General features: G+C 66.6%; 14 protein-coding genes. 11 read left to right on the top strand and 3 right to left on the bottom strand.

The window, feature by feature from the left end; genetic code table 11:
- Window positions 1-51 precede the first annotated feature (51 nt).
- The gene (locus JZ791_RS24370; protein WP_216897533.1) at window positions 52-684 is read left to right on the top strand and encodes a response regulator transcription factor; all 633 of its coding nucleotides are present in this window, start codon (window positions 52-54) and stop codon (window positions 682-684) included.
- A gap of 28 nt (window positions 685-712) precedes the next feature.
- Here JZ791_RS24370 and JZ791_RS24365 read toward each other — a convergent pair whose 3' ends face one another.
- A complete protein-coding gene (locus JZ791_RS24365) occupies window positions 713-1,225 on the bottom strand; it encodes a flavin reductase (RefSeq protein ID WP_216897532.1) in 513 nt (170 codons plus the stop codon).
- Between the two features lie 106 nt (window positions 1,226-1,331).
- Window positions 1,332-2,828, bottom strand: a complete 1,497-nt coding sequence (locus JZ791_RS24360; protein ID WP_216897531.1) for a PAS domain-containing sensor histidine kinase — start codon at window positions 2,826-2,828, stop codon at window positions 1,332-1,334.
- Window positions 2,829-2,958: 130 nt separating this feature from the next.
- On the opposite strand from JZ791_RS24360, the gene JZ791_RS24355 reads away from it, so the two are divergent.
- The 6 genes from JZ791_RS24355 to JZ791_RS24330 are packed head-to-tail and all read left to right on the top strand — an operon-like array spanning window position 2,959 to window position 8,062.
- Window positions 2,959-4,125 (top strand): acyl-CoA dehydrogenase family protein, encoded by a 1,167-nt coding sequence (locus tag JZ791_RS24355; RefSeq protein ID WP_216897530.1) that lies wholly within the window; start codon window positions 2,959-2,961, stop codon window positions 4,123-4,125.
- 29 nt (window positions 4,126-4,154) lie between these two features.
- Window positions 4,155-4,553: a hypothetical protein gene (locus tag JZ791_RS24350; protein ID WP_216897529.1), complete on the top strand. Its 399-nt coding sequence runs from the start codon at window positions 4,155-4,157 to the stop codon at window positions 4,551-4,553.
- Window positions 4,550-5,827 carry an aromatic ring-hydroxylating oxygenase subunit alpha gene (locus tag JZ791_RS24345; RefSeq protein ID WP_216897528.1) on the top strand — a complete coding sequence of 426 codons (1,278 nt, stop codon included), beginning with the start codon at window positions 4,550-4,552 and terminating at the stop codon, window positions 5,825-5,827. Before JZ791_RS24350 ends, JZ791_RS24345 begins: the two co-directional genes overlap by 4 nt.
- Window positions 5,820-6,341 (top strand): aromatic-ring-hydroxylating dioxygenase subunit beta, encoded by a 522-nt coding sequence (locus tag JZ791_RS24340; RefSeq protein ID WP_216897527.1) that lies wholly within the window; start codon window positions 5,820-5,822, stop codon window positions 6,339-6,341. Before JZ791_RS24345 ends, JZ791_RS24340 begins: the two co-directional genes overlap by 8 nt.
- Window positions 6,338-7,093 carry an SDR family NAD(P)-dependent oxidoreductase gene (locus JZ791_RS24335; RefSeq protein WP_216897526.1) on the top strand — a complete coding sequence of 252 codons (756 nt, stop codon included), beginning with the start codon at window positions 6,338-6,340 and terminating at the stop codon, window positions 7,091-7,093. Before JZ791_RS24340 ends, JZ791_RS24335 begins: the two co-directional genes overlap by 4 nt.
- Window positions 7,094-7,108: 15 nt before the next feature.
- On the top strand, window positions 7,109-8,062 hold the full coding sequence (locus tag JZ791_RS24330) for a PDR/VanB family oxidoreductase (RefSeq protein ID WP_216897525.1): 954 nt from the start codon (window positions 7,109-7,111) through the stop codon (window positions 8,060-8,062).
- 273 nt (window positions 8,063-8,335) lie between these two features.
- Here the strand turns inward: JZ791_RS24330 and JZ791_RS24325 are convergent, their stop codons facing one another.
- Complete coding sequence (locus tag JZ791_RS24325; RefSeq protein WP_308163064.1) at window positions 8,336-8,890, bottom strand: nuclear transport factor 2 family protein; 555 nt, start codon at window positions 8,888-8,890, stop codon at window positions 8,336-8,338.
- Window positions 8,891-9,183: 293 nt separating this feature from the next.
- Here JZ791_RS24325 and JZ791_RS24320 point away from each other — a divergent pair, with 293 nt between their 5' ends.
- From JZ791_RS24320 to JZ791_RS24305, 4 genes are all read left to right on the top strand, one after another.
- Window positions 9,184-9,438 (top strand): hypothetical protein, encoded by a 255-nt coding sequence (locus JZ791_RS24320; RefSeq protein ID WP_216897523.1) that lies wholly within the window; start codon window positions 9,184-9,186, stop codon window positions 9,436-9,438.
- On the top strand, window positions 9,423-10,700 hold the full coding sequence (locus JZ791_RS24315) for an amidase family protein (protein ID WP_216897522.1): 1,278 nt from the start codon (window positions 9,423-9,425) through the stop codon (window positions 10,698-10,700). Before JZ791_RS24320 ends, JZ791_RS24315 begins: the two co-directional genes overlap by 16 nt.
- Window positions 10,701-10,763: 63 nt before the next feature.
- Window positions 10,764-11,789 (top strand): LLM class flavin-dependent oxidoreductase, encoded by a 1,026-nt coding sequence (locus JZ791_RS24310; protein ID WP_216897521.1) that lies wholly within the window; start codon window positions 10,764-10,766, stop codon window positions 11,787-11,789.
- 223 nt (window positions 11,790-12,012) lie between these two features.
- On the top strand, window positions 12,013-13,458 hold the full coding sequence (locus JZ791_RS24305) for an aldehyde dehydrogenase family protein (RefSeq protein WP_216897520.1): 1,446 nt from the start codon (window positions 12,013-12,015) through the stop codon (window positions 13,456-13,458).
- Window positions 13,459-13,553 lie beyond the last annotated feature (95 nt).

Genomic DNA, 13,553 nt, shown 5'->3' with positions numbered 1-13,553 from the left:
GTCTCGCCACCCCCGTCCGAGGGCGAACGATGGCGAGACGAAGATGGAGATATGACGACATCGGCCGGTGAGCAACCCGAACCAGTCGTGCATATCGTGGACGACGATGAGGATCTCCGGAACTCGCTGATGTTCCTGCTGGAGAGCGTCGGCGTCCAGGCTCTGATCTATCCCGACGCCGCGACGTTCCTCGCCGAATTCGATCCGGCCGAGCCGGCGGTGGTGGTCGTGGACGTGCGCATGCCCGGCCTGAGCGGATTCCAGCTCCAGCAACGGCTGGTCGACCTCGATTATCCGGCTCCCGTGATCTTCTGCTCGGCGCACGGCGACATTCCGATGTCGGTGCGGGCGATCACCGCCGGAGCGGTCGACTTCCTCGAGAAACCCTACGAACCGCAGCGCATGCTCGACGTGATTCAGCAGCAGTTGAGCAGTGCCCGGCAGCGCTTCGCGGACCAGGTCGCCCGCCGCGCGATCGTGCGGCGGGTGGACACCCTGACACAGCGGGAACGGGAGGTGCTGCGGCTGGTCGTGGACGGGTTGCCCAGCCAGGTGATCGCGCACCGGCTCGGCACCAGCGTCAAGACGATCGATGTTCATCGAGCACGGATCAAAGCCAAGACGGAAGCGGAGAGCATGGGCGCGCTGGTGCGCGACATCCTGTCCCATCAAGTCACGGTGTGAGAGGACGCGATGGGCGGCACAGTCGAGGTCAGGCGCTCAGACTCGGCACGGACAGGTTGTGGAAGCGGCGTCGAAAGTACACCAGCGCCCCGCTGTCCTCGCGCGTGATCACCTTGTCCACCTCGACGAATACCACCGAGTGCGATCCCAGGGTGCGGTCGGCGACGATCCGGCCGACCAGAGACACCAGAGCGCCGTGCAGGACCGGTACCCCCTCGCTGTCGTGATCCCACAGGCCGGTTTCGAAGCGCTCGGACGTCTGTACCTTGGTCGCCCCGGCGAAATGCATGGCCAGATCCTCGTGGTCCGCGCCGAGCACGTTCACACACAGTGTGCGGTTGCCGACGAGGATGTCGTGCGACCTACTCGACCGATTGACGCAGACCAGCAGGGTGGGCGGGTCGTCGGTGACCGAGCAGGCGGCGCTGACGGTCATTCCGGCGCGGCCGTGCGGGCCGTCGGTGGTGACGACGGTCACGGCGGCCGACAAATTCGCCATCGCGTTTCGGAACTCGCGCTGCGTCCGGTTCAGTTCGGACATGATTCCTCCCTTTGTCGGATGTGGGGCTGTGCCCATGAATAGACATTAGGACGAGCGCCACACCGCTAGGCATCATGAATTTCGCTGCTGCTGTTAAGGATTTCCCCTATTCGGTGGCCGACGAATCGGAATTTCCGATGACGAGCGGAAGCGTGAATCCGAAGCGGGAACCTCCGGACGGCCGTCGCTCGGCCCAGATCGTGCCGTGCTGGCGGGTGATGATTCGGTAGCTCAGCGCCAGTCCGATACCGCTGCCGCCCGATTTCGAGGTGAACGCTTCCTCGAACGGATCCTGCGCGATCCCGTGGCCACCGTCGTCGACGGTGACGCGTCCGGAACCGTCGGCCACGCTGGTGGATATCGTGACCACGCGCAGTTGCTCGGCGAACCCGGCCATTTCATCGACCGCGTTGAAGCACAGATTCAATACGACCTGCCCGGTGAGTACGCGTTCGCACCGGACGGGGACCGGGTCCGGATGGGTCCGCACCTCGATCCGGACTCCGTGTTCCGCCGCACGCAGGCGTACGAAATACAGGCATTCCTCGACGATCTCGTTCAGATCGACTTCCTCGCGGATGTGTTCGAGGTGCCCGACGAAAGAGCGCACCGACGTGACAACGGCGCTGGCCCGCTCGATCTGCTGGATCGCGCTGTCGATGCCGTAGGACAGGTCCGCCCCGGCGGGCGACTGCGCCCGGGTTCGGACGCCGGCCAGGAAATTTCCCGCGGCGGCCAGCGGCTGGCCGAGTTCGTGCGCGAGGGCCATCGCCATGTCTCCCATGGCGTTGTAGCGAGCGAGATAGTTCTCCCGGCGCGACTCGCGCTCTTTGCGCACTTCGCCGTGGATCCGGTCGGACACGTCGTGCAGGATCATCAGCAGCGCGTCGCCGTCGGCCTCCTGCAGTCGCTCCAGGCTGCCCTCCAGCCAGACCGCCGCTGCGGAGTCCGCGCGGACCTCGAGTTGCACGGTGGTGACCGGATCGGCCTGCCGGGCGAGTTCCTCCCAGGTGAGGCTGCTCCCGTTCGATCTGAGCCGGCCGTGGTGGGTCACCGGGCCGAGCGCTTCGTTCGGGTCGGCGCCGAGCATCGCGATCGCGGTGTCGGTCGCGAACCGCACGGCGCCCGTGGAATCGAGCATCAACGCGATGGTCGAGGTGTGATGGGCGAGCGCGTCCACGTACGACGTCGTCAGTCGCAGGTCGCGTTCGATCTGTTGTTCGTGTTCGATATCGCGGAATTGGACCATCACCGCGGTCTGCCGGGTGAGTTCGACCCGAATCGCCAGCGCGTCCGTCGGAATCACGCGTCCTGACTTGGTCCGGTAGTGCCACTCGATCCGGCTGACCCCCTGTTCGACCGCCTCCTGCAGCCACGCCCGCCCGATTACCCGGTCGTATTGCTGTGCCGAACTGCTCATATCGTTCGCCTTGAGCGGGCGTAATTCGCTCATACTCCATTCGAGCATCTCGCAGGCGGCGGGATTGGCCCACAGAATGTTCTTGGTGGCGGCGTCGTGAATCAGTACGCACAAGCGAGTGGCGTTCATCATCGTCACGAAATCGTCCATGGCGAGTTCCGGGGCGCGGGGGTCGACCTGCATTCTGTCAGGCTAGTCCGCACTTTCCGGCGTCGTGCTGAAGATATCCCCTACGGGGACAGAGACAATACCCATTTTCCCGCTCGAATCGTGCTCGTAGTGTCCAGAAACATCTGGAGAACGAGGAGCAGCGATGACGAAAACCCAGGAGGTACGGCCCGTACCCTCCGCCGACCTCGATGACGGAACCCTCTTCGACTCGGTGCTGAACGAACTGGCGACTCGCCGTGAGGAATTCCGTCGTCAGCGCTTCGTGACCAAGGATTTCATCGCCCGGCTCAAACTGACGGGCCTGTACCGGGCGGCGACCCCCGCGATGTTCGGCGGGCAGCCTCTGCCGCCCGCCCGGTTCCTGGAGCGGATCGAGCGGATCTCCGTCGTCGACGGGTCGACCGGGTGGGTGGCCAGCTTCGGCTCGGCGCTGATCTACCTGGCCGCCCTGCCACTGGACACGCAAGCCGAGCTGTATGCCGACGGCCCCGATGTGGCCTTCGCGGGTGGACTTTTCCCGGTCCAACCGGCCCCGCCCACGCCCAACGGCTTTCTGGTCAACGGCCGCTGGCGTTTCGCGAGTGGTTGCATGGGAGCCGACATACTCGGCGTCGGAATTCCCGGCGACGACACCACCGCCGGTAAGCCGCGTACCGCGCTGCTGCGCCCGGATCAGGTCGAGATCGTGCAGGACTGGGATGTCGTGGGAATGCGCGGCACGGGTTCCTTCGACCTGCTCGTGAGCAATGTCGAGGTCCCCGCTGCCTGGACATTCGTTCGCGGCGGTGAACCCACGGTGGACGAGCCGCTGTACCGGTATCCGACGATCGCCTACGCCGCCCAGGTGCTGGCTGTCGTCGGTGCGGGCGTCGCACGCGCCGCGCTGGACTATGCCCGCGAGGTCGGCGCCGGATACGCCGGGATCACGGGCGCGCCGAAGCTCGCCGACCGTCCGTACTACCGCACCGAGGTCGCGTCGGCCGAGGCCGCGCTGCGCTCGGCGCGCGCCTGGTTCTACGACATCAGCGACGAGGTGTGGGACACCGTGGTCGCGGGCGACCCCGCCTCCGACGAGCAGAACGCCCAATTGCGGCTCGCCTCGGCACATCTGGCGAAGACATCCTCCGACGTGGTGTCGCGGCTGGTCGAGATCTCCGGTACCGCTCCCATCTACTCCGGCCATCCGTTGCAGCTGCTGCTCGGTGACGCGCTGGTCCCGAAACAGCATGCCTTCCTGGGGCCCGCCATGTTCGATTCCGCCGGCGCGGTGTTGATGGGCCTGCCGCCCACCGCGCCCGGATTCCGGTGACCCGACCCGACCGACGACAAGGAAATCCCATGACCGCACAGCCACTGCGCGTGCTCTTCTGTATCGGAATCAACCAGAACTTCTTCGACCTGCCGGCCGACGACATCACCGCCGGTGACGTCTGGCAGTCGTTCGTATCGATGATGGATCAGCTCAAAGCGCTGCCCGGAGTCGACTTCATCGGCGACATCGACGACGACGCCACGTTGGTCGGCCCGTCGGACAGCTGGCCTTGGACCTGCTACATACTCGCCGACGTCGACACCAGGGATACGGTCGTCGCGGCGTGCAATCTGTTCCGCACCGTGCCGGTGGGCGCCGCCGGGGCAAAGCTGTGGAAGTTCGCCAAGATCGAGGCCCGCATCGGCCGCGCGCTCACCGTCCGCGACGACGTCGAGCTGCCCGAGCAGCGAGGAGCCGCCCGATGAGCATCGAGTCCTTCCGCACCGATCCGGCGGATCTGGTTCTCGGCGATCGCGTCGCGGGCCGGCTGTACACCGATCCCGACATCTTCGAACAGGAGATGACCAGGATCTTCGAGTCCACCTGGGTATGGGTCGCGCACGAGAGCGAACTGCCCGGACCGGGCACCTTCAAGACCGCCCACGTCGGTCGTCAGCCGGTCGTGGTGACCCGTGATCGCAAGGGCGCGTTACGCACTCTGCTCAACCGTTGCCGCCATCGGGGCGCCAGCATCTGTGAACAGGCGGCCGGTAAGGCAAACGGATTCACCTGTCCCTACCACGCCTGGTCCTACGGTCTGGACGGGGCGCTGCGCGGGATCCCGTACCCCGAGGGTTACGACGGCGTGCTGGACAAGCGCGAGTTGTCCCTTCGGCAGTTGCGCACCGAGTCCTACGGCGGCATGGTTTTCGCCACCTTCGCCGACGAGATCGAGCCGCTGACAGAGTTTCTCGGCGACGCCAAGCTCTGGATCGACCGATTCATGAAGCAGGGGGGTGGCTACCCGATCAAGGTGCTCGGGAAGCACCAGTTCAAGTTCCGGGGTAACTGGAAGATCCAGCTGGAGAACACCACCGACGGTTACCACTTCCCGATCGTGCACCGTTCGTGGATGTCGTCGGTCGACGCGGAGACCGCGAACATGATGTCGTTCATGACCGACCCGACCGCGGTGACACATGATCTGGGACACGGACATTCGGTCATGCAGATGGTCCCGGGACATTCCGATCTCGACGCCGACGACGGCAGCGAGCCGCTGCAGGCACGGTTCGACCCGGTGATCACCGAACTGTCCCGGACGTTCGAGCCGGCCGAGGTGCGAAAGCTGGTGCGGGCCATGCACGGCACCGGATTCAACCTCAATCTGTTCCCCAACGTGTCGATGTCGGCCGCGTTCTTCCGGGTGCTCCGACCCATCTCGGTCGACGAGACCTGGATCGAGCACATCGCCATCGGACCGGACGGGCCGCCGGAGCTCGACGTGCTCAATCGGGAGCGGCTACGCGTCCACGAACACTTCCAGGGCCCGTTCGGTTTCGGCACACCGGACGATGCCGAAGGCTGGGACCGGGTGCAGCGCGGCGCACAGGGCGCACCGGACATGCCGATCATGGTCAATCGCGGCCTGGGCCGGGAGAAACCGAATCCGGACGGCTGGCCGACCTCCCACGTGACCGATGAAACCGGCATGCGCGCGGCCTATCAGCAGTGGAAGCAGATGATGAGCGATGACTGAGGCAGCGACGGCGACCGAGCCGATTTCGACCACCGATCCGCGGGTCGCACGGGCGATCGAACTCGCGTGGCGCGAGGCCGAACTGCTCGACCGCAAGCAGTACGAGCGCTGGAACGAGCTGTACACCGAGGACGGGATCTACGTCGTGCCGATCGATCCCGGCACCGATGACTTCGCCGCCGGGCTCAACATGATCTACGACGACGCCCGGATGCGCGGGATGCGAGTGACCAGGATGACCGAGGGGTACGCGATGAGCGCCGTCGACTCGGCACGCACGGTACGCACGGTCTCTCGCTTCGTCCCCGAATCGGTGTCCGACGACGAGGTGGTCCTGCGCTCGGCGCAGATCCTGATCGCGTTCAAACGCGACCGCCACGACATCTGGGCCGCCGATCTGGTGCACCGAATCAAGTTGTGCGACAACGGGGCCGAGGGAGACCAGATCGTGCTGAAGGTGATCCGCCTTGTCGACAGCGATAGCGCGGTCCCGGCGGCGGGATTTCTGCTGTGAGCGCCCCGCAGGGTGAGCCGGGCGTGGCGGTCGTCACCGGAGCCGCGAACGGACTCGGGGCCGCCATCGCGACCCGCCTGCATCGAGCCGGTCACACCGTGGTGGTCGCCGACGTCGATGGTCCGGCGGCGACTGCGGCCGCCGCCGCGCTGGACCCGAGCGGCGTTACCGCACACGCACACCAGCTGGACGTCGCCGACCGCGACAGTGTCCAGGGATTGCTGGATTTCGCCATCGAGCTGGGGGAGGTCCGGGTGCTGGTCAACAACGCCGCTCGCACACGGTCGACGCCGTTGATGGAGATCACCGCGGATGAACTGGCGTCGGTGCTGTCGGTGAACTTCCACGGAGTGTTCTACGCGTGCCAGATCTTCGGCAGCTACATGTCCGATCGAGGCTATGGACGCATCGTGAACATGGCGTCGCTGGCCGGCCAGAACGGCGGAACCGCCACCGGCGGGCATTATGCGTCGTCCAAGGGAGCGGTGTTGTCCGCGACCAAGGTCTTCGCTCGTGAACTCGCCCGCCGTGGCGTGACGGTCAACGCGGTCTCGCCGGGGCCACAGGACAGTCCCGCGGTCGAACAGATCGTCGGCGCGGACAATCTCGCGACTTTCGCCGAGAACATCCCGGTGGGACGGCTCGGCGATCCCGCCTTCATCGCCGAGATGGTGGCTCTGCTCGCCACGCCCGGCGCGGCGTCGGTCACCGGCGCCTGCTGGGACGCCAACGGCGGGCTCTACCTGAGGTAACGAGAGGACTCATCGATGAGCGACATCGCGGTTCGCGTCGCGGACATCGCCCAGGAAACCGCCGACATCAAGGCACTACGCCTGGTCGGCGAAGATGGTGCGGCGCTGGGCCCGTACCGCGCCGGCGCCCACATCGACGTCGTGGGGCCCACCGGCATCCGCCGTCAGTACTCGCTGTGCGGTCCGCCCGACGAGCCGGACTCTCTGCTCATCGCCGTCAAACGAGAGGCAGCCTCGCGCGGCGGATCGGCTGCGCTGCATACGGTTTCGGTTGGGGACCGGCTGCTGGTCGGACTGCCGCGCAATCTGCTGACACTGGCCGACGGCGCGGACCGCGCGATTCTCGTGGCCGGCGGCATCGGGGTGACGCCATTACTGAGCATAGCCTATGAATTACACAGCCGCGGAGCGGAATTCGAGCTGCATTACTTCGCGCGCAGCCGGGATGAGGCGGCCTTCGCCGAACTCCTGGATCGTGTTGAATTCCGCGACCGCGTGCACTGGCATCTGGGCATCCCTCGCGCGGAGCACGCGGCGGCACTGGCGGCGCCGCGCGCGGCAGCGACTCGCGCGACTCACGTATATACATGTGGCCCAGAGGGTTTCATGGATCAGGTGCGAGAACTGTTCGCGCCGCAGGTGGGCGAGGGCAGCGTGCACGTAGAGCATTTCGCCGCCACCGAGGTCGATACCAGTCAGGACGCCGCGTTCACGGTCGAACTCGACACCGGTGAGACGTTCGAGATCCCGCCCGACCGTTCGATCCTGTCCGTGCTCGAAGAGAACGGCATCGAGGTCTTCAAATCGTGTGAGGAGGGCATCTGCGGCTCGTGCGTGTCCGGAGTGCTCGAAGGAGTGCCCGACCATCGCGACAACTGCCTGTCTGCGGCGGACAAGGCTGCCGGAAATCAGATGGCGCTGTGTGTATCTCGCGCGTCGAGCGAGAAACTGGTCATCGAACTGTACTGAACAGCATCCCGGCGGCGTACGACGCTGAGCCCGGTCGGTGTTCGATCGGCGGGCTTTGCGGCCCGGTGGTCAGAGCCACCGGGCTCGCGTGTGTCCCGATTTGCCGGGCCCCGGCAATTTCAGTCCATGAGTGTTGGCTCCGGGATGCGCCGGGCGCGCCGCAGCATCGCGGCCGGAGCCGTGTCGTAAATGGCGAAGTCGTACAACTTCAGTGACGTGCCCACACTCGCTGCGGCCGCGACTCGTAGCAGGGCCCGGAGAGGTGTCCCCGGATTATGGTTTCATCAGAACCGATGTCGAGGCGTGAGCGTCGGTGAAATTCGGCGGTAGCGGCGCGACGAAGACATTCTCCGTACGGGTCCGGGTGATTCGCCAGGTGTCACCGGTTTTGCGAAATGCGTTGTTGAGCCGGCTCGAGCGCAATATCGCGGTGCCGTCGGAGAACAGCCACGGTTGCATATGGATCCACTGACCGGTCGCCTGCTCGCCGTCCACCCGGATCTGTTCGGAGGTGAGGTAATGCGCGTTGAGCAGCAGTGCGGGGTCCTGCTTGCGGCCCCAGAAGTTCTCGAAGTGCCGGCGAATCGCGGCGGCGCCCTCGGCTCGCCCGAACTGGCCGTCGTAGTACTCGCCGACGCCTTCCCAGACGGCGTCGTCGGTGTAGAGCTCCATGATCAGATCGATTCGATGCGCGTCGTCGCGCACGCCGAATTCCGGGCACGGGGTGTCGCACAGGAACATGTATCGTGCCTGAACTCGGCGTATCTCGGCCTCGGCTTCCAGGACCTCGATCCGTCGTAGCAGTTCGGCTGCTGTCGCATCACTGATCACGTCGTCTCCTCGCGTCGGCTCGTCGCCGCGGTCGGCCGCTGGTACGGCCGGCCCGTGGCAGGTATCGCGCGATGCCGACCGTACGGGCAGATTCATATCGGCGGGAATGCGGAGTTACACGTGCCGGAGTAGGGGATTTCCTCAATCCGGAGAACGTGGGCGGCTCGGACATTCGATGGGGAAGTAGGGGAAATCTTCACGCGAGGCGGAGAAAGTCTCGATTTCGGGGATCCGCGCCGCGCCGTAGGTTCGGATTCACTCGTGCCGGTCACGACGGGAAGCGGGAACAGATGCACATGACGCTCGTCTGCTACAACGACACTCACGGCTGGGGCTGGAAACACGTGGACCTTTTCGTCCGCGACGTCACCGGCCGGGAGCTGAGCTGGGTGCACTGGGGCGTTCCCGAGGACGGACCGGACGCGGCCGACCGGGCCACCGCCAAGGTCGAGCCCTCTCTGCGGCGTGTCTCCGAATGGCGCCACGGCAGGAGCTCGAGCGGCATGGACTACTGGGAGGCGGACGCGGCATGGGAACAGGCGTGAACCTCTGGCAGCCGTGGCCGCTGCGCGACCTTGTCGTCGACCTTCGGCAGGGTCGCACGACCCAGGAGGCGGCGGCCGCGCGCAGTCGTGACCGGATCGCGGCGACGGAGCCGGAACTGGCCGCCTGGGTCGCTCGGCACGATACGCCGACAGTGCCGGTTCCCGGGCCGCTCGGCGGCGTGCCACTCGGGGTCAAGGACATCATCGATGTCGCGGGCTACCCGACGAAATGCGGATCGGCCCTGCGCGCCGACATCGCCGCCGCGGACCGCGACGCCGCGATCGTGAGCGCGTGGCGCGCCACCGGCGCGGTGCCGGTGGGCAAGACCGTCACGACCGAATTCGCTTTCTTCGCACCGGGTCCCACCCACAACCCGGCTGATACAGCGCACACTCCCGGCGGCTCCTCGAGCGGATCGGCCGCCGCGGTCGCCTCGGGCCAGGTACCACTCGCCCTGGGGTCACAAACCGCGGCATCGGTGACGCGTCCGGCCGCGTACTGCGGCGTCGCCTCATTGGTGATGAGCCGTGGCCGATACCCGGTCGACGGTGTGGTGGGCCTCAGCCCGAGTCTGGACAGTCACGGCGTGTTCGCCGCGCGTGTGTCCGACCTGGCCGTCGCGTGGTCGGCGCTGACAGGTGCCGATGACGCGGGCGTCCGGGCCGTTCGGCCGCCGCGGTTACTGCTGTGGACGGCCGAGCCGCTCGGCGTCGTCTCCGATGAGATGGGTGCGGCGCTCGAAGCCACGGCAACCGCGCTGCGTGCGGCCGGCGCGACCGTCGACGCGTTTCCCCGGGAGGATCTCATCGCCGAGATCACCACGGCGCATCCGGTCATCATGGCGTTCGAGGCCGCTGTCGAGCGTGCCGGGGAGTTGGCACAGGCGGACAGCCTGAGCGCGCCCCTGGCGAATCTGCTGCGCACGGGTGCACGGACGGCCCCGTCGCTGTACACCGCAGCGCGTCGCACCGTGGCCGCGGCGCTGGCGGAAGTCACCGAGGTGATGTCCGGCTACGATGCCGTGCTGGGACCGGCCGCACCGGGCGCCGCTCCTGTCGGACTCGCTTCGACCGGAGACCCGGTGCTGAGCCGGGCATGGCAGGCGCTCGGCCTTCCGGCAGTAGCCGTGCCCGGTCTGCGTGATCCTGCCGGTCTTCCGCTCGGATTACAGGTGATCGGCCCCCCGGGCGGCGAACTCGACGCGCTCATGGCCGGCTGCTGGATCGAGAAGCGCCTCGGCCGCTCGCTGATCAGACTGTGACTCGTGTTGCAGGTTGTCGCGCACCAGGATTCGCGCACGCCGACACCGTACGGAGGACCTGACATGACCGCGCACGAGGCCGGACTGTCCATCGGACTGGGATGGGCCGCCGCCGCCCGCCCGGGCGAGTACGGGCCGCTCGCGGCGTATGCCGAGGAGATCGGCGTCGACGAGTTGGTCGTTTACAGCGACCTGATGTTTCGCCCGCCGCTGGGCCCCTTGCTCGAGATGGCCGCTGCCACCGAGCGGATGGAACTGGGGCTCGGGTGTCTGACTCCTTTTACCGTGCATCCGGTCGAGATCGCCGGACAGGTCGCCTATCTCGACGCTCTGTCCGGCGGTCGCGCTCACCTCGGGCTGGTCCGGGGCGCATGGCTGGACAAGCTCGGACTCGAACAGCGACGGGCGATCACCGCGATTCGCGAGACGTGGGAGATCGTCTCGAAGCTGCTCGCCGGGGACACCTCGGGAGTATCCGGTCGCGTCTTCCGGTTGGAGCCGGGCCTGTCGCTGGAGTACGAACCCGAGCGGAGCCGGGTGCCGCTGGCAATCGGTACCTGGAGCCCGAAACTTGCCGAGCTCGCCGGTGAACTCGCCGACGAGGTCGAGATCGGCGGTACCGGCAATCCGGAGATGGCGGAGGTCATCCGGAACCGGATGGCGCCCGGCGCCGAGCGTGCTGGGAGAGATGTCGGGCAGATCCAGGTCTCGTTCAACCCGATGCTGGTCGTCGACGAGGACGGCCCGGCCGCCGAAGCCCTCGCCCGGCGGATGGGCGCGATGTACGTCGAGGTGGTCGGACATCTGGATCCGACAGTGAGCCTGGACCCGGACATGATGAACAGGATGCGCGCACTGCTCGCGCAGGACGATCACGAGGCTGCCGGCCGCCTGGTTCCCGTGGACCTCCTGCGGCGTTTCCTGGTCTGCGGCACTCCGACTCAAGTGGTCGACCACCTGTTGGAACTCGAGGCCGCAGGCGTCGACAAGGTCTACCTGGGGAATCCCTTCGGCCTGGAAGAACGCCGTGGGCTCGAGGTCCTCGCCGAGCGGATCATCCCCGCGCTCGCTCGTGCCCGCGTCCGCTGAGCCGGTCACTCGTCGGTCGCGGCGAAGGATCGGACCGCTCACCGGCTCGCGACCGGAGAATGCGCGCACGGTATCTCTTCAGCGGGTCAGTGTGGTGGCACGAGCTGAAACGCTGCCCGCGTCAGGTCCAGTCACCGGACCGACGGCGTGCTCGTGGCGTGCGGGTTTGGAACCTTGGCGGGAAGGCTCTGCAGTGGAGCTCCCATATGTGAAGGAGGGGCCGATGCGTGCAGCGCAGCTGCTCATCGACAACAGCTGGACCGATGCGTCGACCGGGGCGACCGGAACGACCATCAACCCGGCCACTGGCGAGCCGATCGGAAGCTTCGCCGAGGCCACGGCCGCCGACGTCGACTCCGCCGTCGAGTCCGCGCGCCGCGGCTTCGAGTCGGACGATTGGCAGGGGATGTCGCCGGACGTCCGCGGCAAGCTGCTGTGGCGCATCGCCGAGCTGATCGATGAGAACGCCGTGGAGCTCGCCGCGCTCGAGACCCTGGACCAGGGCCAGCCGACGTTCATCAGCACCGGCGTTTCGGTGCCGCTGGCAGCCCAGGTGTTCCGGTACTACGCCGGCTACACCACGAAGATCGAAGGCAAGGTCTCGCCGGTTTCGATCCCGAATCAGCTGAGTTACCAGACCCGGGTTCCCTTGGGGGTCACGGGCCTGATCACGCCGTGGAACTTTCCGCTCGACATCGCCGCCTGGAAGCTCGCGCCCGCGCTCGCGACCGGAAACGCGGCGATCCTCAAGCCCGCGGAGCAGACTCCCTTGTCGACGGCTTACCTCGTCGAGCTGTGTGTGCGGGCCGGTGTGCCCTCCGGTGTCGTCACTCTGCTCACCGGTGGCCCTGACGTCGGTAAGGCGCTCGTCGCCCATCGGGGCGTCGACAAGGTCTCGTTCACGGGCTCGACCGCTGTGGGGCAGGAGATCGTTAAGGCCGCGTCCGGCGACCTCAAACGTGTAGGGCTCGAACTGGGTGGCAAGGCTCCGAGCATCGTGTGCGCGGACGCGGACATCGACGCGGCCGTGCTGGGAAATCTGCAGGGTGCGCTCTTCAACACCGGCCAGGCGTGTGGCGCCTTCACTCGTTTCTACGTGCATCGCTCGAAGGTCGACGAGTTCACTTCGAAGCTGGTGGCAGCCGCCGACGCGCTGCGCATCGGGCCCGGCCAGGACCCCGACACGGTGGTCGGTCCGTTGGTCTCCGCGGAGCACCTCGGCCGCGTCGAGAGTTACGTCGCGAGCGGGAAGGCCGAAGGAGCCGAGCTGGTGACCGGAGGCGAACGCGTCGGTGGTGAGCTCGAGCGGGGCTTCTTCTACCGTCCGACGGTCTTCACCGAGGTCCGGGACACTATGACCATTGCCCGGGAGGAGATCTTCGGCCCGGTGTTGTCGGTGATGCCCTTCGATGACATGGATGAGGTCGTCGCGCGCGCCAACGACACCGACTACGGCCTTGCCGCGGTCGTGTGGACACGGGATCTGAAGACCGCGCACAACCTGCCGAAACGGATCCACGCCGGAACCATTTTCGTCAATCAGCTTCCCCTCATCGACCCAGGCTCCCCGTGGGGCGGATTCGGTATGAGTGGGTGGGGGCGTGAAATGGGCGAATACTCGATCGATGAGTTCACCGAGCCGAGAACCGTGTTCATCAACCTGGACTGAAATCCCCGCATCATCACTATCAGGGAGACGGTGAACTGCGGTCCGCCTTGTCGGGTCGATGTGTCGTAGCCGGATCATGCGAGAAGGAAACAACC

This window comes from Nocardia alni (genome assembly GCF_019038435.1).
GTDB classification, from domain to species: domain Bacteria; phylum Actinomycetota; class Actinomycetes; order Mycobacteriales; family Mycobacteriaceae; genus Nocardia; species Nocardia alni.
Note: the sequence above shows the minus strand (reverse complement) of the source record. Positions and strands in the feature narration are given on the sequence as shown.